21 protein-coding genes and 1 pseudogene are annotated in these 22,669 nt (G+C 65.8%); 10 read left to right on the forward strand and 12 right to left on the reverse strand.

Annotated elements, in window-relative coordinates; translation table 11 throughout:
• The first annotated feature begins 53 nt into the window (after positions 1–53).
• Positions 54–692, forward strand: coding sequence for a histidine phosphatase family protein (locus EV674_RS12545; protein ID WP_119013626.1), 639 nt, complete (start codon positions 54–56; stop codon positions 690–692).
• A gap of 172 nt (positions 693–864) precedes the next feature.
• Positions 865–3,594 (forward strand): magnesium-translocating P-type ATPase, encoded by a 2,730-nt coding sequence (gene mgtA, locus EV674_RS12550; RefSeq protein WP_119013625.1) that lies wholly within the window; start codon positions 865–867, stop codon positions 3,592–3,594.
• Between the two features lie 68 nt (positions 3,595–3,662).
• On the opposite strand, the gene EV674_RS12555 is transcribed toward mgtA, so the two are convergent.
• The 6 genes from EV674_RS12555 to EV674_RS12580 all read right to left on the reverse strand — a co-directional run bounded on the left by EV674_RS12555 (position 3,663) and on the right by EV674_RS12580 (position 9,046).
• Positions 3,663–4,442: an ABC transporter ATP-binding protein gene (locus EV674_RS12555; RefSeq protein WP_119013677.1), complete on the reverse strand. Its 780-nt coding sequence runs from the start codon at positions 4,440–4,442 to the stop codon at positions 3,663–3,665.
• A gap of 133 nt (positions 4,443–4,575) precedes the next feature.
• The gene (locus tag EV674_RS12560; protein ID WP_119013624.1) at positions 4,576–5,802 is read right to left on the reverse strand and encodes an FtsX-like permease family protein; all 1,227 of its coding nucleotides are present in this window, start codon (positions 5,800–5,802) and stop codon (positions 4,576–4,578) included.
• 12 nt (positions 5,803–5,814) lie between these two features.
• Positions 5,815–7,251, reverse strand: coding sequence for an efflux RND transporter periplasmic adaptor subunit (locus EV674_RS12565; RefSeq protein ID WP_241524959.1), 1,437 nt, complete (start codon positions 7,249–7,251; stop codon positions 5,815–5,817).
• A 22-nt stretch (positions 7,252–7,273) separates the two neighbouring features.
• Complete coding sequence (ruvB, locus tag EV674_RS12570; RefSeq protein ID WP_119013623.1) at positions 7,274–8,332, reverse strand: Holliday junction branch migration DNA helicase RuvB; 1,059 nt, start codon at positions 8,330–8,332, stop codon at positions 7,274–7,276.
• 67 nt (positions 8,333–8,399) lie between these two features.
• The gene (locus EV674_RS12575; protein ID WP_119013622.1) at positions 8,400–8,759 is read right to left on the reverse strand and encodes a HepT-like ribonuclease domain-containing protein; all 360 of its coding nucleotides are present in this window, start codon (positions 8,757–8,759) and stop codon (positions 8,400–8,402) included.
• Positions 8,756–9,046 carry a nucleotidyltransferase family protein gene (locus tag EV674_RS12580; RefSeq protein ID WP_119013621.1) on the reverse strand — a complete coding sequence of 97 codons (291 nt, stop codon included), beginning with the start codon at positions 9,044–9,046 and terminating at the stop codon, positions 8,756–8,758. Before EV674_RS12580 ends, EV674_RS12575 begins: the two co-directional genes overlap by 4 nt.
• A 264-nt stretch (positions 9,047–9,310) precedes the next feature.
• Between EV674_RS12580 and EV674_RS12585 the strand changes: the two genes are divergently transcribed.
• Entirely contained in the window at positions 9,311–10,702 is a 1,392-nt protein-coding gene (locus EV674_RS12585; protein WP_119013620.1) for a carbonic anhydrase, read from the forward strand.
• Between the two features lie 62 nt (positions 10,703–10,764).
• Here the strand turns inward: EV674_RS12585 and EV674_RS12590 are convergent, their stop codons facing one another.
• The 4 genes from EV674_RS12590 to EV674_RS12605 all read right to left on the reverse strand — a co-directional run bounded on the left by EV674_RS12590 (position 10,765) and on the right by EV674_RS12605 (position 14,781).
• Positions 10,765–11,730 (reverse strand): Bug family tripartite tricarboxylate transporter substrate binding protein, encoded by a 966-nt coding sequence (locus EV674_RS12590; protein ID WP_119013619.1) that lies wholly within the window; start codon positions 11,728–11,730, stop codon positions 10,765–10,767.
• Positions 11,731–11,770: 40 nt separating this feature from the next.
• Complete coding sequence (locus EV674_RS12595; protein ID WP_119013675.1) at positions 11,771–12,031, reverse strand: DUF2783 domain-containing protein; 261 nt, start codon at positions 12,029–12,031, stop codon at positions 11,771–11,773.
• A gap of 17 nt (positions 12,032–12,048) precedes the next feature.
• A complete protein-coding gene (locus EV674_RS12600; RefSeq protein ID WP_119013618.1) occupies positions 12,049–13,698 on the reverse strand; it encodes an FAD-dependent oxidoreductase in 1,650 nt (549 codons plus the stop codon).
• A gap of 126 nt (positions 13,699–13,824) precedes the next feature.
• Positions 13,825–14,781: an MBL fold metallo-hydrolase gene (locus tag EV674_RS12605; RefSeq protein ID WP_119013617.1), complete on the reverse strand. Its 957-nt coding sequence runs from the start codon at positions 14,779–14,781 to the stop codon at positions 13,825–13,827.
• A gap of 162 nt (positions 14,782–14,943) precedes the next feature.
• Between EV674_RS12605 and EV674_RS12610 the strand changes: the two genes are divergently transcribed.
• Positions 14,944–15,765, forward strand: coding sequence for an IclR family transcriptional regulator (locus EV674_RS12610; RefSeq protein ID WP_193552695.1), 822 nt, complete (start codon positions 14,944–14,946; stop codon positions 15,763–15,765).
• An 82-nt stretch (positions 15,766–15,847) separates the two neighbouring features.
• Here EV674_RS12610 and EV674_RS12615 read toward each other — a convergent pair.
• A pseudogene (locus EV674_RS12615) lies at positions 15,848–15,928 on the reverse strand (Holliday junction branch migration protein RuvA); the annotation flags it as partial.
• A gap of 290 nt (positions 15,929–16,218) precedes the next feature.
• On the opposite strand from EV674_RS12615, the gene EV674_RS12620 reads away from it, so the two are divergent.
• On the forward strand, positions 16,219–17,940 hold the full coding sequence (locus tag EV674_RS12620) for a lipocalin-like domain-containing protein (RefSeq protein WP_206613247.1): 1,722 nt from the start codon (positions 16,219–16,221) through the stop codon (positions 17,938–17,940).
• A gap of 152 nt (positions 17,941–18,092) precedes the next feature.
• Here the strand turns inward: EV674_RS12620 and ruvA are convergent, their stop codons facing one another.
• Positions 18,093–18,668, reverse strand: coding sequence for a Holliday junction branch migration protein RuvA (gene ruvA / locus EV674_RS12625; protein WP_119013616.1), 576 nt, complete (start codon positions 18,666–18,668; stop codon positions 18,093–18,095).
• A 123-nt stretch (positions 18,669–18,791) separates the two neighbouring features.
• Between ruvA and EV674_RS12630 the strand changes: the two genes are divergently transcribed.
• The 5 genes from EV674_RS12630 (at position 18,792) to EV674_RS12650 (ending at position 22,607) form a co-directional block, all read left to right on the forward strand.
• A complete protein-coding gene (locus EV674_RS12630) occupies positions 18,792–19,352 on the forward strand; it encodes a Uma2 family endonuclease (protein WP_119013615.1) in 561 nt (186 codons plus the stop codon).
• A 127-nt stretch (positions 19,353–19,479) separates the two neighbouring features.
• Complete coding sequence (locus EV674_RS12635; RefSeq protein ID WP_119013614.1) at positions 19,480–20,445, forward strand: PhoH family protein; 966 nt, start codon at positions 19,480–19,482, stop codon at positions 20,443–20,445.
• Positions 20,446–20,495: 50 nt separating this feature from the next.
• The gene (ybeY, locus tag EV674_RS12640) at positions 20,496–20,954 is read left to right on the forward strand and encodes an rRNA maturation RNase YbeY (RefSeq protein ID WP_119013613.1); all 459 of its coding nucleotides are present in this window, start codon (positions 20,496–20,498) and stop codon (positions 20,952–20,954) included.
• A gap of 147 nt (positions 20,955–21,101) precedes the next feature.
• On the forward strand, positions 21,102–21,842 hold the full coding sequence (locus EV674_RS12645) for a sulfite exporter TauE/SafE family protein (RefSeq protein ID WP_119013612.1): 741 nt from the start codon (positions 21,102–21,104) through the stop codon (positions 21,840–21,842).
• Positions 21,843–21,938: 96 nt separating this feature from the next.
• Complete coding sequence (locus EV674_RS12650; protein ID WP_119013611.1) at positions 21,939–22,607, forward strand: hypothetical protein; 669 nt, start codon at positions 21,939–21,941, stop codon at positions 22,605–22,607.
• Positions 22,608–22,669: the final 62 nt, after the last annotated feature.

A 22,669-nucleotide genomic window follows, 5' to 3' on the forward strand; every position in this document is an offset into this window, starting at 1 on the left:
CCGGCACAGCCGCCCCCCCGGCCCCTTTCCCCACCCCACGGACTGCACCGCCCATGAACGCCACCCGCCTGATTGCCATTCGCCACGGTGAAACCGCCTGGAACGTGGACACCCGCATCCAGGGCCACCTGGACATTCCGCTCAACGACACAGGCCGCTGGCAAGCGCAGCAGTTGGCGCGCGCCCTGGCCGATGAGCCGGTGGCCGCCATCTACGCCAGCGACCTGCAACGCGCCCACGCCACCGCCCAGGCCGTGGCCGACGCCACGGGCGCGCCCCTGGTGCCCGAACCCGGCCTGCGCGAACGCAGCTTTGGCGCGCTGGAGGGCCGCACCTTTGCGCAAATCGAAACCGAGCTGCCCGAGATGGCCTTGCGCTGGCGCAAGCGCGACCCGCACTTTGCCCCCGAGGGCGGCGAGTCGCTGACGGCGCTGCGCGCGCGCATCCAGGCCACCGTCCACCGCCTGGCCGCCCACCATGCGGGTGGGCAGGTGGTGCTGGTGGCCCACGGCGGCGTGCTGGACGTGCTCTACCGCCTGGCCACCGGCCAGGAGCTGCAAGCGCCGCGCACCTGGCAGCTGACCAACGCCGCCATCAACCGCCTGCTCTGGACGCCCGAGGGCCTGACCCTGGTGGGCTGGGCCGACACCCAGCACCTGGACACCGCCACCCGCGACGAGACCACCGCCTGACGGGCACCGAAACTATCATTTTGATAGCCGTAAGCGCTCACCCCGTAAGGGCTACAGGCTATTTTTATTGAAAACCCCTGGGCCATCCCACCCCGCCCGGACAGCCAAATACACCACGGCGCGCCGCCTGCTGCCACACTGCCTGCACCTCTGACTCCGATTTGGCAGCACGATGGCCCAGCACTTCTTCAAGACCGGGTTTGCGGCGTTTTTGCACAGCCGCCGCGCACTGCGGCATTTCCGGCGCCGGCTGATGTTCGAGTCGCTGGGCACGCCAGCGCACACGGTGCCCGTGCCGGCGCCGCTGTCGCAAGCGCTGCGCCAGGCCAGCGAGGACGACGCCGCTGCGGTGCTGGCACGCACCGGCAGCCACGCCGCGGGCCTGACCGAGGCCCAGGCCAACGCCATCCGCGCGCGCACCGGCCCCAACGAGGTCGAACATGAAAAGCCCCTGCCCGCCTGGCTGCACCTGTGGCAGTGCTACCAAAACCCCTTCAACCTGCTGCTGACAGCGCTGGCCGCCATCTCTTGGCTGACGCACGACACCAAGGCCACGGTGGTGATCGCCAGCATGGTCGTGCTGTCCACGCTGATGCGCTTTGTGCAGGAGGGGCGCTCGCACCGCGCCGCCGAGCAGCTCAAGGCCCTGGTCAGCAACACCGCCACCGTGCTGCGGCGCAGCCAGGGCAACGCAGACGCCAGCGTGCCCACAGAGCGGCCCATCCACGACCTGGTGCCGGGCGATGTGATCGTGCTGTCGGCGGGCGACATGATCCCGGCCGACTGCCGCGTGCTGCAGGCCAAAGACTTGTTTGTCAGCCAGGCGGCCATGACGGGCGAGTCGCTGCCGGTCGAAAAACACGCCCATGCGGCCAGCGCCGCCACCGATGCCAGCGACAGCGTGCTGGCCGCCGCCAACCTGCTGTTCATGGGCACCAACGTGGTCTCGGGCGCAGCCACGGCGCTGGTGCTGGCCACGGGCAAGGGCACGTATTTCGGCACCATCGCTGCGCGCGTCACCGCCGTGGAGCGCACGCCCACGGCCTTCCAGGCGGGTGTCAACAGCGTCAGTGCGCTGCTGATCCGCTTTGCCCTGGTCATGGTGCCGCTGGTGTTTCTCACCAACGGCATCACCAAGGGCGACTGGGCCGAAGCGTTTTTGTTTGCGCTGTCGGTGGCCGTGGGCCTGACGCCCGAGATGCTGCCCATGATCGTCACCACCACCTTGGCCAAGGGTGCGGTGGTGCTGTCGCGCAAAAAAGTGGTGGTCAAGCGCCTGGACGCCATCCAGAACTTTGGCGCCATGCAGGTGCTGTGTACCGACAAGACCGGCACGCTGACGCAGGACAAGATCGTGCTGGCACGCCACCTTGATGCCTTGGGCGCCAGCTCGGAAGAGGTGCTCAAGTTCGCCTTTCTCAACAGCCACTACCAGACCGGGCTGAAAAACCTGCTCGACCACGCCGTGCTCGACCACGTCGAGATGGCCACCGAGCTGCGCCTGGCGCAGGACTACCGCAAGGTCGATGAAGTCCCGTTTGACTTCCAGCGCCGGCGCATGTCGGTGGTGGTGTCGGAGCAGGACGACCACCACGAGCTGATCTGCAAAGGCGCGGTCGAAGAGGTGCTGGCCGCCTGCACGCGGGTGCAGGACGGCGCGCAGGTACTGGCGCTGGACGCGCCGCTGCTGGCGCGCGTGCAGGCCCTGACCGGTGCGCTCAACCAGGAGGGCCTGCGCGTGGTGGCCGTGGCCGCCAAGGAGGTGCCACCGCACAAGAGCATCTACAGCGTGGCCGACGAGGCCGATCTGACGCTGATCGGTTTCATCGCCTTCCTTGACCCGCCCAAAGAGTCCGCCGCCCCGGCCCTGCGCGCACTGGCCGCGCACGGCGTGACAGTCAAAGTGCTGACGGGCGACAACGACCTGGTGGCCGCCAAGGTCTGCCGCGACGTCGGGCTGGCGGTCGATGGCGCGGTGCTGGGCACGCACATCGACACCCTGGACGAAGCGGCCCTGCGCCTGCTGGTGCAGCAGCAGCACCTGTTTGCCAAGCTCACGCCGCTGCACAAAGAGCGCATCGTGCGCGCGCTGCGTGCCAACGGGCAGGTGGTGGGCTTCATGGGCGACGGCATCAACGATGCGCCTGCACTGCGCGCTGCCGACATCGGCATCAGCGTGGACAGCGCGGTGGACATTGCCAAAGAGGCCGCCGACATCATCCTGCTGGAGAAAAGCCTGTTGGTGCTGGACGAGGGCGTGATCGAGGGGCGCAAGACCTTCAGCAACATGCTGAAATACATCCGCATGACGGCCAGCTCCAACTTTGGCAACGTGTTCTCGGTGCTGGTGGCCAGTGCCTTTTTGCCGTTTCTGCCCATGCTGCCCATCCAGTTGCTGGTGCAGAACCTGCTGTACGACATCTCGCAAACGGCGATTCCATTCGACAACGTCGATGAAGCGCTGGTGCGCCAGCCGCTGCGCTGGAACCCGCAGGGCCTGGGGCGCTTCATGGTGTTTTTTGGCCCGATCAGCTCGGTGTTCGACATCGCCACCTTTGCGCTGATGTGGTGGGTGTTCCAGGCCCAGACGCTGGCGCAGCAGGCGCTGTTCCAGTCGGGCTGGTTCGTGGTGGGCCTGCTGACGCAGACGCTGGTGGTGCACCTGATCCGCACGCCCAAGCTGCCCTTTGTGCAAAGCCACGCCGCCTGGCCTTTGATGGCCACGACGCTAGCGGTGGTGGCCGTGGGCATCTGGCTGCCCATGGGGCCGCTGGCAAGCTACTTCAAGCTGCAAGCGCTGCCGCTGGCCTACTTTGGCTGGCTGGTGGCGCTGGTGCTGGGCTACGCTGTGCTGGCCACGGTGCTCAAGCGCCTGTATGTCCAGCGCTATGGCTGGCAATGAGGGCAACAGAGGACGATAGATTTTGAGTCAAATCAGCCTCTGGCGCCCGCCAGACGGGCGCGAGCAGCTCACTTTTTTGATATTGATGCGACGCTACCAGCGCCACCAGCGCCCGCTGGGGCCGGGGCGGTGGGTTCATCGCGGGCGATGTGGCCGTCCACCAGTTCCACCAGCCGGTCGCAGCGCGCAGCCAGGCGCGGGTCGTGCGTGACCACGATGAAGCTGGTGCCGCGCTCGGCGTGGATGCGGCGCAAGAGCGCAAACACCTCGCCCGACGACGCGGTATCGAGGTTGCCCGTGGGCTCGTCGGCCAGCACCAGCGCTGGCTCCATGACCAGCGCGCGCGCAATGGCCACGCGCTGCTGCATGCCGCCCGACAACTCGGCGGGGCGTTTGTGGATGGCAGCGGCCAGGCCCACCGCGTCCAGCAGGCTGCGTGCGCGCTCGCGCTGGGCGGGGCTGACGCGGCCCTCGGCCATCAGCGCAGGCAGCGTGACGTTCTCCAGCGCCGAAAACGCGGGCAGCAGGTGGTGGAACTGGAAGACAAAACCCAGCGTGTGGCGTCGGCGCAGCGTGAGCGCTGCGTCGTCCAGACCCTGCACCGGCTGGCCTTGCAGCAGGTAGCTGCCCGAGGTCATGGGCTCAAGCAGCCCCAGGATGTTGAGCAGCGTGCTCTTGCCCGAGCCCGATGGCCCGATCAGCGCCACAAACTCGCCCGCTGCCACCTGCAAGTCCAGGCCGTGCAGCACTTCGGCCTCGCTGGGCAGGCCCAGGTGGTAGCTTTTTCTGACGGCACTGAGGGCAATCAGCGCGGTGGCCGGGGCAGCAGTGGCCGCCGTACCCGGCACAGTGGTGGCGGTAGGGGCAAGGGGGGCGGCGTTCACGGGCAGCAATCTTTCAGAGCGATAGCAGCAGGGTGGCAATGGGTGGCAGGGTGGGCCGTGGGCAGCGCAATGGTGTGCAACAGGCAACCGGGGTCGCTCAGATGCGGATGGCCTGCGCCGGGTCGAGCTGGGCGGCGCGCCGTGCGGGCGCAATGGCCGCCAGCACACCGCACACCGTGGCCACCAAAGCCACCTGCAAGGCCGTGGCCGGCGGCAGGGTGATGTTGAACAGCGGCAGGCCATCGGAGCCGCGCACAAAGGTGGTGAACGCTGCGATCAACGCCACCGCCAGCAACAGGCCCAGCACCGATCCCACCGCACCCACCACCGCACCCTGCACCAGAAACACGCGCATGATTTGGCCGCGCGTGGCCCCCATGGCGCGCAGGATGCCGATTTCGCGGCGCTTTTGCACCACCGACACCACCAGCACACTGGCAATGCCCAGCACCACCACCGCCAGCACCACGCCGCGAATGATGGCCGTGCTGACCGACTGGGCGTTGAGCGCCGACACCAGCTGCGCGTTGCTCTCCTGCCAGCTCTCCACTTTGTACGGAAACTGGCGCTGCAGGTCTTGCGCCAGCGCACGCGCCACCCAGACATCGTGCAGCGTCACGTCCAGGCTGGTGGCGCCGCCGGGCAGGGCCAGCAGGTTTTGCGCCGTGCGCAACGGCACGATGACGGTGCGCCGGTTGAGGTCTTTGACACCCAGATCCACCAGCGCCGTGACGCGCAGTGACTCGCTGGAGCTGCCCGTCTGCACGGCCAGGCGGTCGCCCACGCGCAGGCCCAGGTCTTGTGCCAGCTCGCGGCCAATGATGGCCTCGCCGGGGAGCAGCCGCGCGCTGCCACTGACCACCTTGGCGCGCAGGCCGACAACGCGGTCGTAGCGGTCCAAATCCACGCCCATCAGCGCAATCGACTGCACGGCCTCCCCGCGCAGCGCCAGCCCTGCGCCCGACACCATGGGCGAGACACCGGCCACGGCGGGCAGCGCCTCTAAAAGCGGCACCAGCGCCTGCCAGTTGGCCACCGAGCGCAGTCGCTGGGCGCGCGGCTGCACCTGGCCCAGTACGGTGGTGCCGGGCACGACGACGGCTGCCGGCGTGACCACATCGTCGGGCGCGCGCAGGCTGATGTGGGCTTGTGCGCCCAGCGTTTTGGCCAGCGTGTTGGACTGCAGGCCGCTGATCAGGGCCGAGATATAGGCAATGACGGCCACGCCCGCCGCCACGCCGACGATGATGAGCAGGGTTTGCATGCGCCCTTCGCGCAAAAAGCGCAGCGCCACACGCCACTCAAAGCCAAGCCAGAGCCACATCGGTGTGCGCGCTCAGCGCCCCATGGCGTTGGTCATGGCGGCTCCGGCATCGCCTGCGGCCCCAGCGCGTGCAGCACCGGCTGCGCCGCCCGGCGCCCAGACCACGGGCCGGGGACGAACGCGCGCGCCGGGCTGCAAGGCGGCGTCGGCGCGCAGCACGGTATCGCCTTCCGTCAGGCCCGACAGCACCTCGACGGCATCCAGCGTGCGCAGGCCCAGCGTGATGGTGCGCGGCTGGGCGCGGCCCTGCTCGGCCACCAGCACCTGGGCCTGTGCGGCGGGGGCGGGGAGGATGGTGCCCTGCCCGCTCTGCCCGTCCGGCGCCGGGCTGCCCGCAACGGTTGGCCCCGTCTGCCCATCGGGTGCGCTTTGTGCGCCCAGTGTCAGTGCACCAGCGGCGCCCTGGCTGCGCAGCGCCGCCTGCGGCAGTACCAGCGCGCGCGCACGGCGGGCGGTTTCCACTTCGACCGACAGCGTCATGTCCTCGCGCAGATAGGACGGGGCCTGCTCCAGCAGGGCAAACTTCACCTCGATGGCGCCGCGCTGCGCATCTACCGCAGGCGCAATGCTGAGCACGCGCGCGGCAAAGCGCTGGTCGGCAAACGCATCGGCCACCACGCTGGCGGGCTGGCCGACCTGCAACTGCTCCAGAAAACGCTCGTCCACCTGGGCCACCAGTTGCGTGGGCCCGGCCAGCGCCAGACTGAGCAGGGCCTTGCCCGGCTGCACGATCTGCCCCTGCTCTACGGCACGCAGCAGCACGCGTGCATCGGCGGGGGCACGCAGCGCGGTCTGTGCCAGCCGGGCCTGGGCCGCGGTGACGCCCGCGCGCGCCAACTCCAGTTGTGCCTGCGCCTGCACTACCTCGGTGCCCACATCGGCATTGGCCTGCACTTGGGCAGTAGCACTGCGCGCTTGGGCCTGGGCCACATCCACCGCACGGCGGGCCTCATCCAACTGGGCAGCGCTATAGAAGCCCTGCACCACCAGTTGCTGCGCGCGCACCAGCGTGGCCTGGGCAGCGCGCAGCTGGGCTTGGGCCTGGGCCTGGGCGGCCTCGGCGGCGCTTCTGCCGCTGCTGCGCAGACCGGCCAGGAGGGCCTGGGCTTGCTGGGCCGAGGCCTGGGCCTGGGCCAACGCAGCACGCAGTTCGTCGGATTCGAGCTGTACCAGCACATCACCCTGGCGCACCGGGGCGCCCTCGGTGACGCGCACAGCCTCGACCCGGCCCGTGATGGTGCTGCCCACGTCCACGCGCGAGAGGGTGGCAACGCGCGCAGAAAACTGCAACGTGCGCACCAGCGGGGCATAACGCACAGGCAGCGCATCGACCTGCGGGGCACGCAGCTGCCACACGGCAAACCCCGCCCCGGCAGCCAGCAGCAGGGCAGCGCCCCCGGCAACGGTTTTCCAGCGGCGGTGCATGCGGGGTTCAGCGGCTTGGTTCATGGGCGCGGTTCATGGGCGCGGATCAGGCAGCAAACAGGCCATCGGCAGCCTGCGGCGGCGTGACCCCCAGGTGGCGGTAGGCCGCCAGCGTGGCCACACGCCCGCGCTGGGTACGCTGCACATAACCTTGCTGGATCAGGTAGGGCTCGATCACGTCCTCGATGGTGCCGGACTCCTCGCCAATGCTGGCGGCAATGTTGTCCAGCCCGACCGGGCCGCCGTCAAAGCGGTGGATCAATGCCTCCAGAAACTTGCGGTCCATCACATCAAAGCCCTGCGGATCGACGTCCAGCATGGCCAGCGCGCGGTGGGCAATGTCCAGCGTGATGCGGCCACTGCCTTTGACGTCGGCATAGTCGCGCACCCGGCGCAAGAGCCGGTTGGCGATGCGCGGCGTGCCGCGCGAGCGCCGGGCCAGCTCAAAGCCGCCCTCTTCGTCCATGGGCGTGCCCAGCAGCCCGGCGCTGCGCGTGACGATGCGCGCCAGCTCCTCGGGCGTATAAAACTCCAGCCGCGCAACGATGCCGAAGCGGTCGCGCAGCGGGTTGGTCAGCATGCCCGCGCGCGTGGTGGCGCCCACCAGCGTGAACGGCTGCAAATCAAGCTTGATGGAGCGCGCTGCCGGGCCTTCGCCGATCATGATGTCGATCTGGTAGTCCTCCAGCGCGGGGTACAAAATCTCTTCGACCACGGGGCTGAGGCGGTGGATTTCGTCAATAAAGAGCACATCGTTGCGCTCCAGGTTGGTCAAGAGCGCGGCCAGGTCTTTGGGTTTTTCGAGCACGGGGCCGCTGGTCTGGCGCAGGTTCACGCCCAGCTCGGCGGCCACGATGTGGCTGAGCGTGGTCTTGCCCAGCCCGGGCGGGCCAAACAGCAGGACGTGGTCGAGCGCCTCGCCGCGCTTTTTGGCTGCGCCAATAAAAATTTCAAGCTGTTCGCGCGCTTTGGTCTGGCCTACGTACTCCTGCAACAGCTTGGGCCGCAGGGCGCGCTCTTGCGCTTCTTCCTGGGGCGATACAGGGGCAGCAGACACCACGCGCGGCGCAGGCGCGGGGGCAAAGTCGTCGGTGTGGATGCTCATGGTGGGTATTGTGGAGCAGGATCAATCGCTATTGAATCAATAGCTGCTAGCGCTGGTATTCATTGGGCTAAAGGCGGATTTGATTGGCAATCGATTGCACCTGTTGGCATAAGCCAGGCAAATCGCTCTGGATCGTCTTCCAGACGATTTCCAAATCCACTTTGTCGTAGCCGTGCGAAACGCGGTTGCGCATGGTGTACATGACCAACCAAGGAACGTGGTTGTGCTGGGCGGCAAACGCCGGGTCAACACGCAGGACGTTGTTCGCAGCCTCCCCGATGATCTCGATGTTGCGGATCACGGCGTCTTGCACGAGTTCACTGTTCAGGAATGCCGCCTCATCCATGTCCCGCGTATAGCGGTTGATGCGCTCGATGGCCTGGAGGATGTGGCCGAGGTAGTCCGGAACACGCCAGGCTTTGTTCATACCGGCACCGCTTCGGACAGAACCCGGCTGCGGAAGGCATCGGGCAAGGCCCGGGGCGTGAGCACATCGACGGACACGCCCAGAAGCCCTTGCAGCTCCACCTGAATGGCGGCCACGTCCATCAGCGTGGTGTCGGGCGTTGGGTCGATGAGGAGGTCGAGGTCGCTGCCGTCGGCGTCCTGGCCGCGCACCACGGAGCCAAACACCCGGGCATTGCGGGCGCGGTGGGACTCGACCACGCGCCGGATTGCGGCACGGTGCAGGGCCAAGGCTTCAGAGGGTTTCATGTCTGCTTCTCCCACAAAAATCCGGTGGCATGAAAATGCTATTGAATCAATAGCTGCTAGCGCTGGTATTCATTGGGCTAGAGGTCAATTTGGTCATGAATTCTGCACCGCAGGCGCGGCCCGGGGCTTGCGGCGCTTGGGGGCGGTGGTGACCGGTCAGGTCGGGGCGGGCTGAAACTATAGCCCGGCCTGTGTGCGATACAGGCGAATGGCGCGGGCGCACCAAGTTAAAGTGCGCACAGGCCTGCTACCCGCACCCATGCCATGAAACCAGCTCCCCCCCTCCACACCCGCGCCCTGCGCCTTGCCTGCCAGGCACTTTGTCTGGCAGGCCTGGCGCACAGCGCCACGGCCCAGGCCGCAGCAGCCACGCCCGCTGCACCGCCCGCCCCCCTGCGGCTGGACAGCCCGGAAGAGCGTGCCTTGCTGATAGAACGCATCAACGCCGCCCTGGAGCGCACCAACCAGAAGCACACCCCGCGCCCACGCGGGCGCGCCGCTGCGACCGCCGTGCGCACCATACCGTCGGTGACGGTACAAGTGCCCGCTGCCCCCAAACCGGCCCCGGTGCGTGCGCGCAAAAAGGGCAATGGCGCGGCAACGGCGGCGGCTGCCACCGCTGCGCTGGCAGCCACTGCAGCCATAGCCAACACTGCCGCAGACCAGGCCCAGCCCACAGACAGCGCACCGCCAGCCGATGCGGGTGCCCCCAATAGCGCGGCAATGCCCCCAACACCGGCACCGGCACCTGAACCCACGCCAGTGCAAGCGCAAACAGCAGCGACCCCGGCGCCCGCAGCACCAGCGGCCACCACCGCAGCATCCACGCCGGCACCCACAACCGCCCCCCCCGTGGTACAGCCCCCTGCTGCCAACGCGCTCAGCGCCAGCCGCCAGGAACTCATGGCCCGTGCCGCCGCCCTGGCCGCAGCGCTGGCCCCGACCCCCGCCCCGCCCCCTGCCGATCCAGCCACGGTGCCTTGGAGCTACCAGGGCGAGACCGGGCCACAGGCCTGGGGACAGCTGCATCCGGCCTTTGCCACCTGCGCCCAGGGCCAGCGCCAGTCGCCCTTGCACATCACCGCCGCCGACACCGTGGCAGGCCCAGCCGATCCACTGCGGCCCGGCGCACAAGTCTTCAGCGGCACCCTCATGCACACGGGCAAAGCGATTGAATTGGAGGTCGAAGGCATCCAGACGCTGGTGCTGCGCGGACGGCCCTGGCAACTGCACAGCGTGCAGTTTCACCACCCGGCAGAAGAAAAAATCCACCACCAGAACTTCCCCATGGCCACCGATCTGGTGTACCACGGGCCCGAGGGCCAGATGGCGGTGTTGTCGGTGCCCATGCAGCTGGGCACACCCAACCCGTTCTTGGCCAAAATCTGGACGCACATGCCCCTGGACAGGGCCGACAGCGTGCGCCTGCCACCGGGCCAGCTGCAAGTGCAAGAGCTGCTGCCGCGCGATCTGCGCTATTACCAGTACCTGGGCTCGCTCACTACACCGCCCTGCACCGAAGGGGTGCTGCGGCTGGTGCTGAAAACGCCTGTGAGCATCAGCCCCGAGCAACTGCGCCTGCTGGCGCGCCTGGCCCCTGCCAACGCGCGCCCGGCACAGGCCACCCACGGGCGCCTGGTGCGCGAGGCGCAGTAAACAGGGTTACGGCGCAGCCAAAGTACCAAAGCGCCGGGCATTGCACCCGGCGCCTGCCGCTATCAGTCGAGGCGCACGCCCACTTGCTTGATCACACGGCCCCACTTGTCGCGCTCGGTGCTGGAAAACGCGGCCATCTGCGCGGGCGTACCCGGCAGGGGCTCCACGCCCAGCGCTTGCAGGCGCGCTTTCACGGTGGTGGAGTTCAGTGCCGTTTGCAGCGCTTTGGCCAGTTGGCCCGTGAACTCGGCGGAGGTGCCCGTGGGCACCACCAGGCCTTGCCAAGCGTAGCCCTCAAAGCCTTTGATGCCTTGCTCGCTGATGGTGGCCACGTCGGGCATGGTGGAGACGCGCTGCGCGCTGGCCACGCCAATCGGTTTGACCTTTTTGCCGTTGATGAACGAATACGCCGTAGCGCTTTCCACCCACATGGCCGGAATCTGGCCGCCAATCACGTCCTGGATGGCAGGCGCCGCGCCCCGGTAAGGCACATGGGTGAGCTTGAGCTTGCTTTGCTCGCGGAACAACTCGCCCACCAGGTGGTGCGGGCTGCCCAGGCCTACCGAGCCCCAGTTCACGCCGTCAGCCTGCTGCTGCGACCAGGCCATGAACTCTTTGAGGTTGTTGGCGGGCACGCTGTTGGACACCACCAGAAACAGCGGAAAGCGCACCAGCATGCCCACGGGCTGGAAGTCTTTTTCTGCGTTGTAGGTCAGCTTGCTGAACAGCGTCGGGTTGGCCGCCAGCGTGGCGAAATCCGCCGTGAACATGATGTTGCCGTAGTCTTTGGAACGGGCCACATATTCCGCTGCAATGTTGGTGCCCGCGCCCGGCTTGTTGGTAACGATGATGGTGCGGTTGAGCGTTTTGGACATCGCGTCCGCAATGGTGCGCGCCACCACGTCCGAGCCGCCCCCGGCGGCGTAGCCCACCACCCACTCCAGGGGCTTGTCCTGGGCGCTGGCCAGGGACGATGCGGCGGCCAGTGCCAGCCCGAACAAGGAGGCAATGAAATTCTTACGGTGCATGGATGTGTCTCTGTCGTTATGTAAAAAAGGGGGCCGCCGCTCAGGCAGCCGCATGCGATGGCGCCACGGGCGTGATGGCCGCACGGCCCGCCAGCGAGGCCGACTCGGCAGCGGCGTTTTGGCCGCGTGCCAGTTGCAGCGCCTGTTGCAGCACGGCAGCGTCGCCGATGTGGTTGGCCAGCAACAGCACCAGGCGGGCATTCATGGCGTGGCTTTGTTCGGTGGTCAGGCCCAGGTGGGCGGTGATGAGTCCTTCGTAGAAATCATCGTAGGACGGCATATTGGGCTGGGTGTTGAGCATGGTGACAAACTCCTGGTTCATGCCGTGGCGGCAACGGTGGCGGTGGCCAAGGCGGCGCGCACGGCCGCTTCGGTGGGGGTGCGCCAGCGGGCGCACACATGCTGGTCGGGGCGGATCAGGTAGGCGGTGCCGCTCTGGCCATCCAGGCGCTGGGCGACCAGCCCCTGCACATCCTCGATGTCCTGGCCGATGGACAGCGCCTGGACATGGGGCAGGCCCTGCGCCCAGGCAGGCACCGGGCCAAACACCAGCAGCGTGAAGTCCATGCCCAGCTGGCGCAGCAGCCAGCCGCTGTGGCCGTTGCGGCGCACGGGCGCATCCAGCAGCACGGCGCCGGGCACCTGGGTGCCAGCAAAGCTGTCCGCATCGGGCGTATTCAGCGGCGATTGGTGCAGCACGGCGGGCACCGACAGGCGTCCGCTGTTGACAATGCGGCGCGCAAACGGGTGCTCGCGGGCCAAGTCCAGCGCGGCATCGCGGAACAGGCGGCTGATCTCGCTCTTGGGCGTGATGAAGTCGGTGGCGCGGGTGGAGTTGAGCAGGTTTTCGTCCGCAGCGTATTCACGCTCGGGGCCGTAGGTGGCCAGCAGCTCGGTGCCCGCGCGGCCCTTGAGCACCCAGTCGAGCTTCCAGGCCAGGTTGTCGGTGTCCTGCACGCCGCTGTTGGCGCCCCGGGCACCAAAGGGCGATACGCCGTGGGCGCAGTCACCGGCAAACAGCACGCGGCCATGCACAAAGCTGTCCATGCGCAGGCAGGCGAAGGTATAGACGCTGGCCCACTCCAGCGTGAACTCGGTGTCTTTGCCCAGCAGCGCCTGCACGCGCGGGATGATGTTCTCGGGCTTCTTTTCTTCTTCGGGGTCGGCATCCCAGCCCAACTGGAAGTCGATGCGCCACACGTCGTCGGGCTCGCGGTGCAACAGCACGCTTTGGCCAGGATGGAAGGGTGGGTCGAACCAGAACCAGCGCTCGGCGGGGAAGTCGGCCTTCATCTTCACGTCGGCAATCAGGAAGCGATCCTGGAAGATGCGGCCCTTGCTCTCCAGCCCCATCAGGCCGCGCATGGTCGAGCGTGCGCCATCGCAGGCAATCACCCAGTCGGCGTTGATCTGGTAGGGGCCGTCGGGCGTCTCGATGCTGAGCAGGGCGCCATCGCCGCGCGGGGCCACGCCGGTGACTTTGTTGTCCCAGCGCAGCTCAATGCCGGGCAGTTGCAGGCAGCGCTCGACCAGGTAGGCCTCGCAGTAGTACTGCTGCAAGTTGATGAAGGCGGGGCGCTCGTGGCCTTCTTCGGGCAGCAGGTTGAACTGGTACACCTCTTTGTCGTGGAAGAACACCTTGCCCAGGTTCCACGACACGCCTTTGTCCACCATGGGCTGGCCCACGCCCAGGCGATCCCAAATCTCCAAGGCGCGCTTGGAAAAGCACAGCGCCCGCGAGCCAATCGACAGGCGGTGGTCGTTGTCCAGCACCAGCACGCGGTGGCCGCGCTGGGCCATGTCGATCGCCATGCTCAGGCCCACGGGCCCGGCGCCCACCACCACGATGGGGTGCTGTGCGGGCTGCGCCGCGTCCTGGTCGGGCGAGCGGGTGTAGGCAAATTCAATGGCCTGTACCTCGGCACCGGTGCCGCGGAAGGGGTAGGAAGGGGTGTGGGCAGATGTCATGGTGTGCTGGTGGGCATGAAAAGTGGGGACAAAGCTGCGCCCAGCGGGCTGCGCACCCAGTGCGCGCCCGTCGGGAGGGGGAGAGGAAAAAATCAGCCGCTCAAGCGGCGGCTGGGCCAGGCCAGATCAGCCCTCGAGGGCCTGCCACATGGCCACATCGCGCTCGGCCGTCCAGATGCGCGGGTCGGGGAACTGCGTGGCCTCGTCGTAGGCGCGGGTCACGTCAAAGGGCATGCAGTGGTTGAAGATGACCCAGTGGCCGTACTTGGGCTGCAATTTGGCAAAGGTTTCTTCATAGACCTTGCGCAAGTCCTGGCCTGCGGCGGCACCGGCCTGCACGCTGGCATACACATCGCTGATGAACTCGCGTGTGCCTGCCAGGCCGGCTTGCACCTGCTCGGGCGTTTGCAGCGCGGCGCCACGGCCAGGCACCAGCTTTTCGGGTTGCAGGGCGGCAATGGCGTCCAGCGTTTGCGGCCAGTCTTTGAAGTAGGCGTCACCGGCGTAGGGCGTGGCATCAAACTCGACCAGATCGCCGCTGAACAGGATTTTTTCCTGGGGCAGCCAGACCACCGTGTCGCCCTTGGTGTGGCCCCGGCCCAGTTGCAGGATTTGCACTTCCAGCTTGCCCAGCCACAGGGTCATCTTGCCGGTGAAGGTGATGGTGGGCCAGGTCAGGCCCTCGGGCACGCTCTCGACGTTCTGGAACAGGCGCGGAAAGCGGCCAATCTCGCTGGCCTTGTCGAACTCGCCGCGCTCGACGATCAGGTCATAGGTGTCCTGGCTGGCAATGATGTGCTCGGGCTGGTAGGCGCTGGCGCCCAGCACGCGCACGGCGTGGTAGTGGCTCAGGGTGACGTACTTGATGGGCTTGTCGGTCACTTCGCGGATGCGGCGGATCACGTCCTGCGCCATCACCGGCGTGGCCTGGGTGTCGATGACCATCACGGCGTCGTCGCCAATGATGATGCCGGTGTTGGGGTCGCCCTCGGCGGTGTAGGCGTAGGCGTGCTCGGAGAGCTTGTCGAAGCTGACTTTTTTGACTTCCAGATCGGCGGCGGAGGCGAAGGTTTTGGTGCTCATGGGGTATCGGGGGGTAGCGTTAATTCGTAAATAACAAGTCAATTTGACTAATCACAATGAAGGATAGCGGAAAGTTCGTTTTAGTGAAACGAATTCGTTTAAGTGAAAACCCTTGCCCCTGCCGATACGGCCCCCGAGTCCACGGACAATCGGCCCATGGACATGCACAGCGAACACCCTTTTTCAGACCCGGCGCCCGATGGCGCGCCAGCGCGCTCCTCGCGCGGCATCCAGAGCGTGGAGGTGGGCGGCCAGCTGCTCAAGGCGCTGGTGCACACCGGGCGGCCCATGGCGCTCAAAGACTTGGCGGGCGCCGCCGGGATGACGGCCGCCAAAGCGCACCCGTACCTGGTCAGCTTTGGCAAGCTGGGCCTGATCGAACAAGACAGCGCCACCGGCCACTACGGCCTGGGCTCACTGGCCATGCAGCTGGGCCTGATCAGCCTGCAACAAAAAGACCCCGTGCGCATGGCCATTGCCGAGCTGCCCGGCCTGGCGCTGCGCGTGGGTGCGACGGTGGCGGTGTCGGTCTGGGGCAACCACGGCCCGACCATCATCCAGGTGGAACAAGGCCCTGCCGATGTGCATGTGACCATGCGCCACGGCACCACGGCCTCGGTGCGGCGCACGGCCAATGGCAAGGTGTTTGCCGCTTTCATGCCGCCTGCCAAGGTGCAGGAGGCCCTAGCCCACGATGGCGACGCCGACGCGCTCAACGACCCGCTGTTTGCCCAGGAGCTGCAAGCCATCCGGGACGAGGGCATCAGCGTGGTCAAAGACCGGCTGGTGGGCGGCATCTGCGCAGTGGCCGCGCCGGTGTTCGATGGCTTTGGCCGCCTGGTGCTGTGCTTGGTGGCCATCGGCCCGATTGCCACGCTGGACAGCAGTGTGCATGGCGAGCCCGCCCGGCACCTGCGCGAGACGGCCAGCGCCCTGTCACGCCGCCTGGGCGCGCCGGGCGACGCTCCAGCGCACGCGGGCTGATGCAATCGCTATTTTATTGATAGCTGCTTGCGCACGCCACGCAAGGGCCAGAGGCAGTTTTCACTATAAAGACAGCACAGGGCTACCGTGCCGGCGCCCGCAGCGCCAGCTTGATACCGTCGCTCACGCCCACATCGGCAGGCAGGGCCTTGAGAGCCGCAGCAATGCTTGCAGGCGCAAATTGGGGTCAGAGCCCTATGGTTTCTCAGACCAACGTGCGTGACGCAACAAAAAACGCAACTCGCACGGAATTTGATGGTCCCCTAACAACACGTCAAACAGCAAAACGCACCACAGGCCATTGGCATAAACCCGTCATCCTGCGGCACCGCAGCGTGGATATAGTGTTTTGCAGCGACCACCTCGAAAGAGGGGCGCTTTTACCATCCGATTTTGGATCCGCAAGCGTGTGACCAAGCGCAGCCTTACTTTCGAATCAAGGGGGGGCAAATTTTGAAAAAGAAATACTTTGTGGGGGCAGCGGGAGCATCGCTCGCGCTGTGGCTGGCCGCTTGCGGTGGCTCATCCACTTCAGACATCAGCGTCTTGCCCAAAGACACGCAAGAAAACGTGGCGCGCGTCCTGTGGCAAACCCAGTACGACGAGTCCAAAATCCCGGCAGATGTGCTGAAAAACCTCTACAGCCCCAAAAACCTGCCTGCCGCCCGGGGTGCCAGAACCCAAAAATGGTTGGATGACCTGATGGCCAACCCCGACAGCTGCTCGCCTGATTATTCAGACCGGTACAAAGCACTCAAAAACCACGCGGGCAGCCTGTCAGGTCAGCAGGCCTACGCCATCAACCTGCTGCTGGGGCCAGACAGCTCGCGTGGCTACCAAGAGATTCCGAGCCGCATCGATTTCTCCTTCCCAGCCGATGATGCGCCACAAAACCAGTACCAAGTGGGTTGGCACTTCTTTGTGGGCAGCGCCTATGCGCAAGACGGCGAGGAGTACGGCGTGCAGATGATGTTCTGGCACTACGCCATGCTGCCCCCGGCGATGGCAAAAGCCGCCGGCCTGTCTGACCTGGAAAACCAGGCGCTGGAGCTGCATTTGGCCGTGACCCGCGCGGACGGCCGCCACTACCGCGCCAAGCCGTATGTGGTCACCGGCACCACCGGTCTGGTGCAGTTCAGCGAGGCGCCGTTTCACTATGTGCAGGGCAAAAACTACATGCGCTCGCGCCAGAAAGACAGCCTGTTCCCCATCGACCTGCGCGCCTGGGGCCAAGACGAAGCGGGCAGCAAACCCGTGGACATTGGGCTCAACATTGGCCTGAGCCAAACCAAGGGCTATGTGCTCAACGGCGACCACGGCCTGAGCCCAGCCTGCGGTGGTGTGGGCACGCTGTACTACTCGGTGCCCAATTTGCGCATCACCGATGGCAGTTGGCTGGAGGTGGACGGCAAGAAAGTGCAGTTGGCCAGTGGCAAATTCTGGTACGACCACCAGTACGGCACGGGCATGCTCCCGGAAGGCAACCCGCGCAGCGCGTTGGTGCGTGCGTACAGCAACGTCAATCCGTTCAAGCAACCGGCCAACCCCGGTGGCTGGGACTGGCTGATGCTGCAATTTGACGACAACACCGAAATGGGTCTGGCGGCACTGCACACGGCCCAGAACGCAGCGTTCTACCAGCAAACCGGCCCCAACCCGCCGGGCACGATGACAGCACCAGTCAATGGCCTGTTCATCGATGAAAAAGGCGAAACGCACCCGGTCACAGGCCAGGCGCAGGTGTCCGAATGGACGCGCAGCACGGTGAGCTACGCGCCCTACGACGTGACCCAGGCCTGGTATCCCAACGGCGTCAAGCTCGTCTTTGATGACAACCCGCGAATCCCTGCGGCGCGCCGGGTGGTTCACATGGATCCCATCGTGAAAACCGGGCAACAGGGCTGGTTCGCCATGGGCTTGCAGTATTCCGAAGGGGCGGTGTACCTGAAGAATGCCCAGGGCGACAAAGTGGGGCGTGGCTTCTTGGAGTCCACCGGCTATGCCAATGGCAATAAGCAAATGCTCAAGCTTGCGGGTATTCCTGCCACCAGCGAAATGCTGGGGCTGCTGGAAAAGCGCAAGCTCAACCCCAGCCAACAAGCAGCCTGTGAAGCCTTATTGGAAAAAAACGCAGCGCAAGTGCTGGAAGAAATCGCACAGTGCAAGGGTATTTGAGGTGCGCCTGCTGCCAGCCAAAAATCGGTGGCAGCGCGCGTAAAACACTGCGGCGATAAAAGCTGGCAGCAGGCAGAACTACTGAATTGATAGCTGCTTGCGCTCGCCACGCAAGGGCCAGAGGCAGTTTTCACTGTAAAAACAGCGCACGGCTACCGTGCCAGCGCCCGCAGCGCCAGCTTGATACCGTCGCTCACGCCCACATCGGCAGGCAGCGCCTTGAGGGCAGCGGCGGCATCCTTGTCGCTGTAACCCAGCGCCAGCAGCGCTTGCAGGATGTCGGCCTGCTGGGCCGTGCTGGCGTGGGCATGGGCGCTGCCCAGGTCGGCGCCCAGCTTGCCCTTGAGTTCCAGCAGCAGGCGCTCGGCGGTTTTCTTGCCGATGCCGGGCACCTTGACCAGGCGGCCGGTTTCCTGCGCCGTGATCGCCTGCGCCAGCTCCTGCACGCCCAGCCCGCTCAATACGCCCAGCGCCATGCGCGGGCCCACGCCCGTCACCTTGATGAGCTGGCGAAAGGCGTCGCGCTCGGGCGCGGTGGCAAAACCATAGAGCAGCTGTGCATCCTCGCGCACGACAAAATGCGTCAGCAAAGTGACCGGCTCGCCCAGGCCGGGCAGATGGTAGAAAGTGCCCATGGGCACATCCACCTCGTAGCCCACGCCGTGGCAGTCGATCAGCACCTGGGGCGGGTTTTTGGCGGCCAGGGTGCCTTGGAGTCGTCCGATCATGGTGTTCCTTCCAAAGAATATTTTTCAAAAATGATAGCTGGTAGCGCCCTGTGCATCTGCGCTGGCGCCTGTTTTGGCTATGGCCTACCATAGCAGCTCCCATCCACCCACCCGAGTGCCGCCATGTCTGCCCCGCCCCAAAGCCAATCCGCCTTGACCGCCGATGACTACCTGGCCTGGGAGGCCACCCAGCCCGAGCGCCACGAGTTTGTCGATGGCGAAACCTTTGCCATGGCCGGCGCCGAAGACCGCCACGTGACCGTGACGCTGAACATCGCCATGGCCCTGCGCCAGCACCTGCGCGGCACGCCGTGTCGCACCTTCATGGCCGACATGAAAGTGCAGGCGCAGGCCGACAGCAGCTACTTCTACCCCGACGTGGTCGTCACGTGCAGCGCCGCCGACGCCGACAGCCGCCTGGTCAAGCGCGAGCCCCGGTTGATTGTGGAAGTGCTCTCGCCCGGCACCGAGGCCTACGACCGCGGCGAAAAATTCCAGCGCTACCGCCACATTGCCAGCCTGGAGGAATACGCGCTGGTCGATATCGAACACCGCCGCGTTGATGTGTTCCGCAAGCTGCCTGAGGGCCTATGGGTACTGCACCCCTTCGATGCCACCACACCGGCCACCTTCGCCAGCGTCGATCTGACCCTGGACGCCGACACGCTCTACGCCGAAATATGACACCGGGGTCAGTGGGGGCAACGCCCCCCGCACTGGCCAGCGGGCATCTGCGGTACGCTGCGGCCATGGCCTGCGCTGGCCATCTTCTTTGCATTCCCCTGACTCCACCCTTCACGGACAACACCGCGTGATCCTGCGCCACACCTTCATCCCCCACAACAACACCCGCCTGGCCAACCTGTGCGGCCCGGCCGATGCCCACCTGCGCACCATCGAGGCAGCGCTGCAAGTGAACATTGCCCACCGGCACGAGCAATTCAAGGTCGATGGCCCCAAAGCGCGCGCCACGCAGGCCATGGAAGTGCTGCAAGCGGTCTATGAAATGGCCGAGCGCCCCATCAGCGAAGCGCACCTGCAACTCATGCTGGTGGGCGACAGCGCCCTGGCCGCCGACACCGAGGGCAGCCCCGCGCCCCTGAGCACCCGCCGCGCCGACCTGCGCGCGCGCACCCCCACCCAGGCCATGTACCTGGAGAACATCGCCACGCACGACATCACCTTCGGCATCGGCCCCGCAGGCACCGGCAAAACCTACCTGGCGGTGGCCTGCGCCGTCGATGCGCTCGAGCGCAGCAGCGTGCAGCGCATTGTGCTGACGCGCCCGGCGGTAGAGGCTGGCGAGCGCCTGGGCTTTTTGCCGGGCGACCTGGCGCAAAAGGTCGATCCCTACCTGCGCCCGCTGTACGACGCGCTCTACGAGCTGATGGGCTACGACAAGGTGCAAAAAGCCTTCGAGCGCAACCAGCTGGAGATTGCACCGCTGGCCTTCATGCGCGGGCGCACGCTGAACAACGCTTTCGTCATCCTCGACGAAGCGCAAAACACCACGCCCGAGCAGATGAAGATGTTTTTGACGCGCATCGGCTTTGGCGCCAAGGCCGTGGTCACCGGCGACGTCAGCCAGATCGACCTGCCCAAAGGCGCCTTGAGCGGCCTGATTGAAGCCGAGCGGGTATTGAAGCGCGTCAAGGGCATTGCAGTGACGCGCTTTACCAGCGCTGATGTGGTGCGCCACCCGCTGGTGGCGCGCATCGTCGATGCCTACGACGCAGCAGGCCGCCCGGCACCCGTGCGCCGGCGCAGCGCAGACTGATGCACAGCGGGCTATAGCAGCCAAAAACACCTCAAAAATTTACCACCGCCATGCCCCTGCAAACCCTCACCCTGTCGTTGCAATTTGCCCGCTTTGACGGCGCTGCCGAGCACCGCGCCGCCCTGCCCCGCCACAAGGTAGCGCGCTGGATACGCCATGCCCTGGCGCTGGACGCCGAGATCACCGTGCGCATCGTCGGTGAGAACGAGGGCCGCCAGCTCAACCGCGACTACCGCCAGAAAGACTACGCCACCAACGTGCTCACCTTCGACTACGCGCAAGAGCCCGTGGTCAGCGCCGATTTGGTGCTGTGCGCCCCCGTGGTCGCGCGCGAAGCCGCCGAGCAAAACAAAACGCTGGCCGAGCACTACGCCCACCTGCTGGTTCACGGCACCCTGCACGCCCAGGGCTGGGACCACGAAACCAGCGAGCAGGATGCGCAAGAGATGGAAGCCTACGAAACCGACATCCTGCGCGGCCTGGGCTTTGCCGACCCCTACGCCGCCTGAGCACCCGGGTTTGCAACGGCATTGCCCCTTTCACGGCAAAGCAATGCAACCCTAAACGGGCGTAATCAATCCGATTTTTGGAGTGATTTGCACCTAACATGCCTATAACTTACCCCGGGCCACCACCCGTTTGACTTTGATGTAGCCATGTTCGACACCGCCTTGCTCCTTGCCGCCGCCTTTGTGGCGGGCGCCCTCAACGCCGTGGCCGGGGGCGGCAGCTTTTTGACGCTGCCCGCCCTGGTCTTTACCGGCGTGCCGCCCGTGGTGGCCAACGCCACCGGCACCGTGGCCCTGCTGCCGGGCTACATGGCGGGCGCCTGGGGTTTGCGGCAAGACACAGAGCCGCCGCCGGGCTTGACGATGCGGCGGCTGATGGTGCTGTCGCTGGTGGGCGGCGCAGCGGGCGCGGCGCTGCTGCTGGTTACGCCCGATGCCACCTTCCGCCGCGTCGTGCCCTGGCTGCTGCTGGTGGCCACGGCACTGTTTGCCTTCGGGCCGCAACTGCGCGCGCGGCTGGCGGGCGGCCAGCCCTCTGCGGCCCGCGCCACCGTGGGCGTGCTGGCCGTGGCCTGCTACGGCGGCTATTTCAACGGCGGGCTGGGCATTTTGCTGCTGGCCTTGCTGGGCCTGCTGGGGCAAACCAACCTCCTGGCCATGAACGGCCTGAAAAACGGCGTCTCGGCCCTGCTCACGGCCATTGCCGTGGTCATTTACGCGGCGGGCGGCATCGTGCAGTGGCCGCAAGCGCTGCTGATGATGGTGGCCGCCACGGCAGGCGGCTACGGCGGCGCCCGCGTGGCCCGGCGCATCCCCGCGCCCTGGCTGCGCGGCGGCATCGTACTGACGGGGCTGGTGATGGCGGCGGTGTTTTTTCAACGGCAATAAGGCGGCGGCGCGGTGGGCGGCAGCGGGCAGCTGAATACCCCGGGCCTTGGGGTACGATGGCCCTGGCTGTTACAAGAATTTACCAGGAGACTGACCTTGACTCTGAAAAACAAAATGTTTTCCAACATTGCCCAGAACGCAAAGCCTTTTGCTTTGTGCGCTGCGTTGCTTATCGCTCCTGTCGCCGGGCACAGCCAGGCCCACCCCACCACCGAACTGGGCTCAGGCGTTCAATATGAATTGATATCGCACTGGAGCAAAGAAAAGCTCAACGAGATACTGAAAACAGATTTTCCAAAGTTTTCTGGTGTTCCCGTCAATTATGGCCAGGCAAACAACGGCATCAAACTCTACCGGGTGACATACAGGTCGGTCATTCCTGAGCGGGCCAACAAATCCATCCAGACCAGCGGCCTGGTGGCTATTCCAGACAACGCAGAAACCCTGAAAAACCGCGCCCTTCCGGTACTGTCGTACCAGCATGGCACGGTGTATGGAAAAAACGAAGTACCCTCCGTTCCAAACGAATCGCCCGAAACACAGCTGATGCTGGCGCAATTTGGCGGACAGGGTTATGTGGTGATTGGCGCCGATTATTTTGGCATGGGCAGCGCCCCTGAACCCGAAGGCTACATGGTCAAGGCCAGCCACCAGCAGGCCAGTTATGACATGCTTTTGGCAAGCCAGTCTGTGCTGAACCACCTGAAAGTCAACACCAACCAGTTGTTTCTCTCAGAACGTGTTCAAAGTCTTCCGGGATCATGAGAAGCTCGGGAAATGAGAAAGAGCTATCCAAGCGACATCAGCCATACACAATTCGAAGTCAT

Source organism: Simplicispira metamorpha, assembly GCF_004341365.1.
Classification (GTDB): domain Bacteria; phylum Pseudomonadota; class Gammaproteobacteria; order Burkholderiales; family Burkholderiaceae_C; genus Simplicispira; species Simplicispira metamorpha.

Excerpts from the sequence above, each read along its gene's own strand:
- mgtA (WP_119013625.1), top strand. The coding sequence starts at position 865 with ATGGCCCAGCACTTCTTCAAGACCGGGTTTGCGGCGTTTTTGCACAGC.
- ybeY (WP_119013613.1), top strand. The coding sequence starts at position 20,496 with ATGCCCCTGCAAACCCTCACCCTGTCGTTGCAATTTGCCCGCTTTGAC.
- EV674_RS12600 (WP_119013618.1), bottom strand. The coding sequence starts at position 13,698 with ATGACATCTGCCCACACCCCTTCCTACCCCTTCCGCGGCACCGGTGCC.
- EV674_RS12560 (WP_119013624.1), bottom strand. The coding sequence starts at position 5,802 with ATGTGGCTCTGGCTTGGCTTTGAGTGGCGTGTGGCGCTGCGCTTTTTG.
- EV674_RS12575 (WP_119013622.1), bottom strand. The coding sequence starts at position 8,759 with ATGAACAAAGCCTGGCGTGTTCCGGACTACCTCGGCCACATCCTCCAG.
- ruvA (WP_119013616.1), bottom strand. The coding sequence starts at position 18,668 with ATGATCGGACGACTCCAAGGCACCCTGGCCGCCAAAAACCCGCCCCAG.
- ruvB (WP_119013623.1), bottom strand. The coding sequence starts at position 8,332 with ATGAGCATCCACACCGACGACTTTGCCCCCGCGCCTGCGCCGCGCGTG.
- EV674_RS12580 (WP_119013621.1), bottom strand. The coding sequence starts at position 9,046 with ATGAAACCCTCTGAAGCCTTGGCCCTGCACCGTGCCGCAATCCGGCGC.
- EV674_RS12595 (WP_119013675.1), bottom strand. The coding sequence starts at position 12,031 with ATGCTCAACACCCAGCCCAATATGCCGTCCTACGATGATTTCTACGAA.
- EV674_RS12645 (WP_119013612.1), top strand. The coding sequence starts at position 21,102 with ATGTTCGACACCGCCTTGCTCCTTGCCGCCGCCTTTGTGGCGGGCGCC.
- EV674_RS12565 (WP_241524959.1), bottom strand. The coding sequence starts at position 7,251 with ATGAACCAAGCCGCTGAACCCCGCATGCACCGCCGCTGGAAAACCGTT.
- EV674_RS12585 (WP_119013620.1), top strand. The coding sequence starts at position 9,311 with ATGAAACCAGCTCCCCCCCTCCACACCCGCGCCCTGCGCCTTGCCTGC.
- EV674_RS12590 (WP_119013619.1), bottom strand. The coding sequence starts at position 11,730 with ATGCACCGTAAGAATTTCATTGCCTCCTTGTTCGGGCTGGCACTGGCC.
- EV674_RS12545 (WP_119013626.1), top strand. The coding sequence starts at position 54 with ATGAACGCCACCCGCCTGATTGCCATTCGCCACGGTGAAACCGCCTGG.
- EV674_RS12630 (WP_119013615.1), top strand. The coding sequence starts at position 18,792 with ATGTCTGCCCCGCCCCAAAGCCAATCCGCCTTGACCGCCGATGACTAC.
- EV674_RS12610 (WP_193552695.1), top strand. The coding sequence starts at position 14,944 with ATGCACAGCGAACACCCTTTTTCAGACCCGGCGCCCGATGGCGCGCCA.
- EV674_RS12605 (WP_119013617.1), bottom strand. The coding sequence starts at position 14,781 with ATGAGCACCAAAACCTTCGCCTCCGCCGCCGATCTGGAAGTCAAAAAA.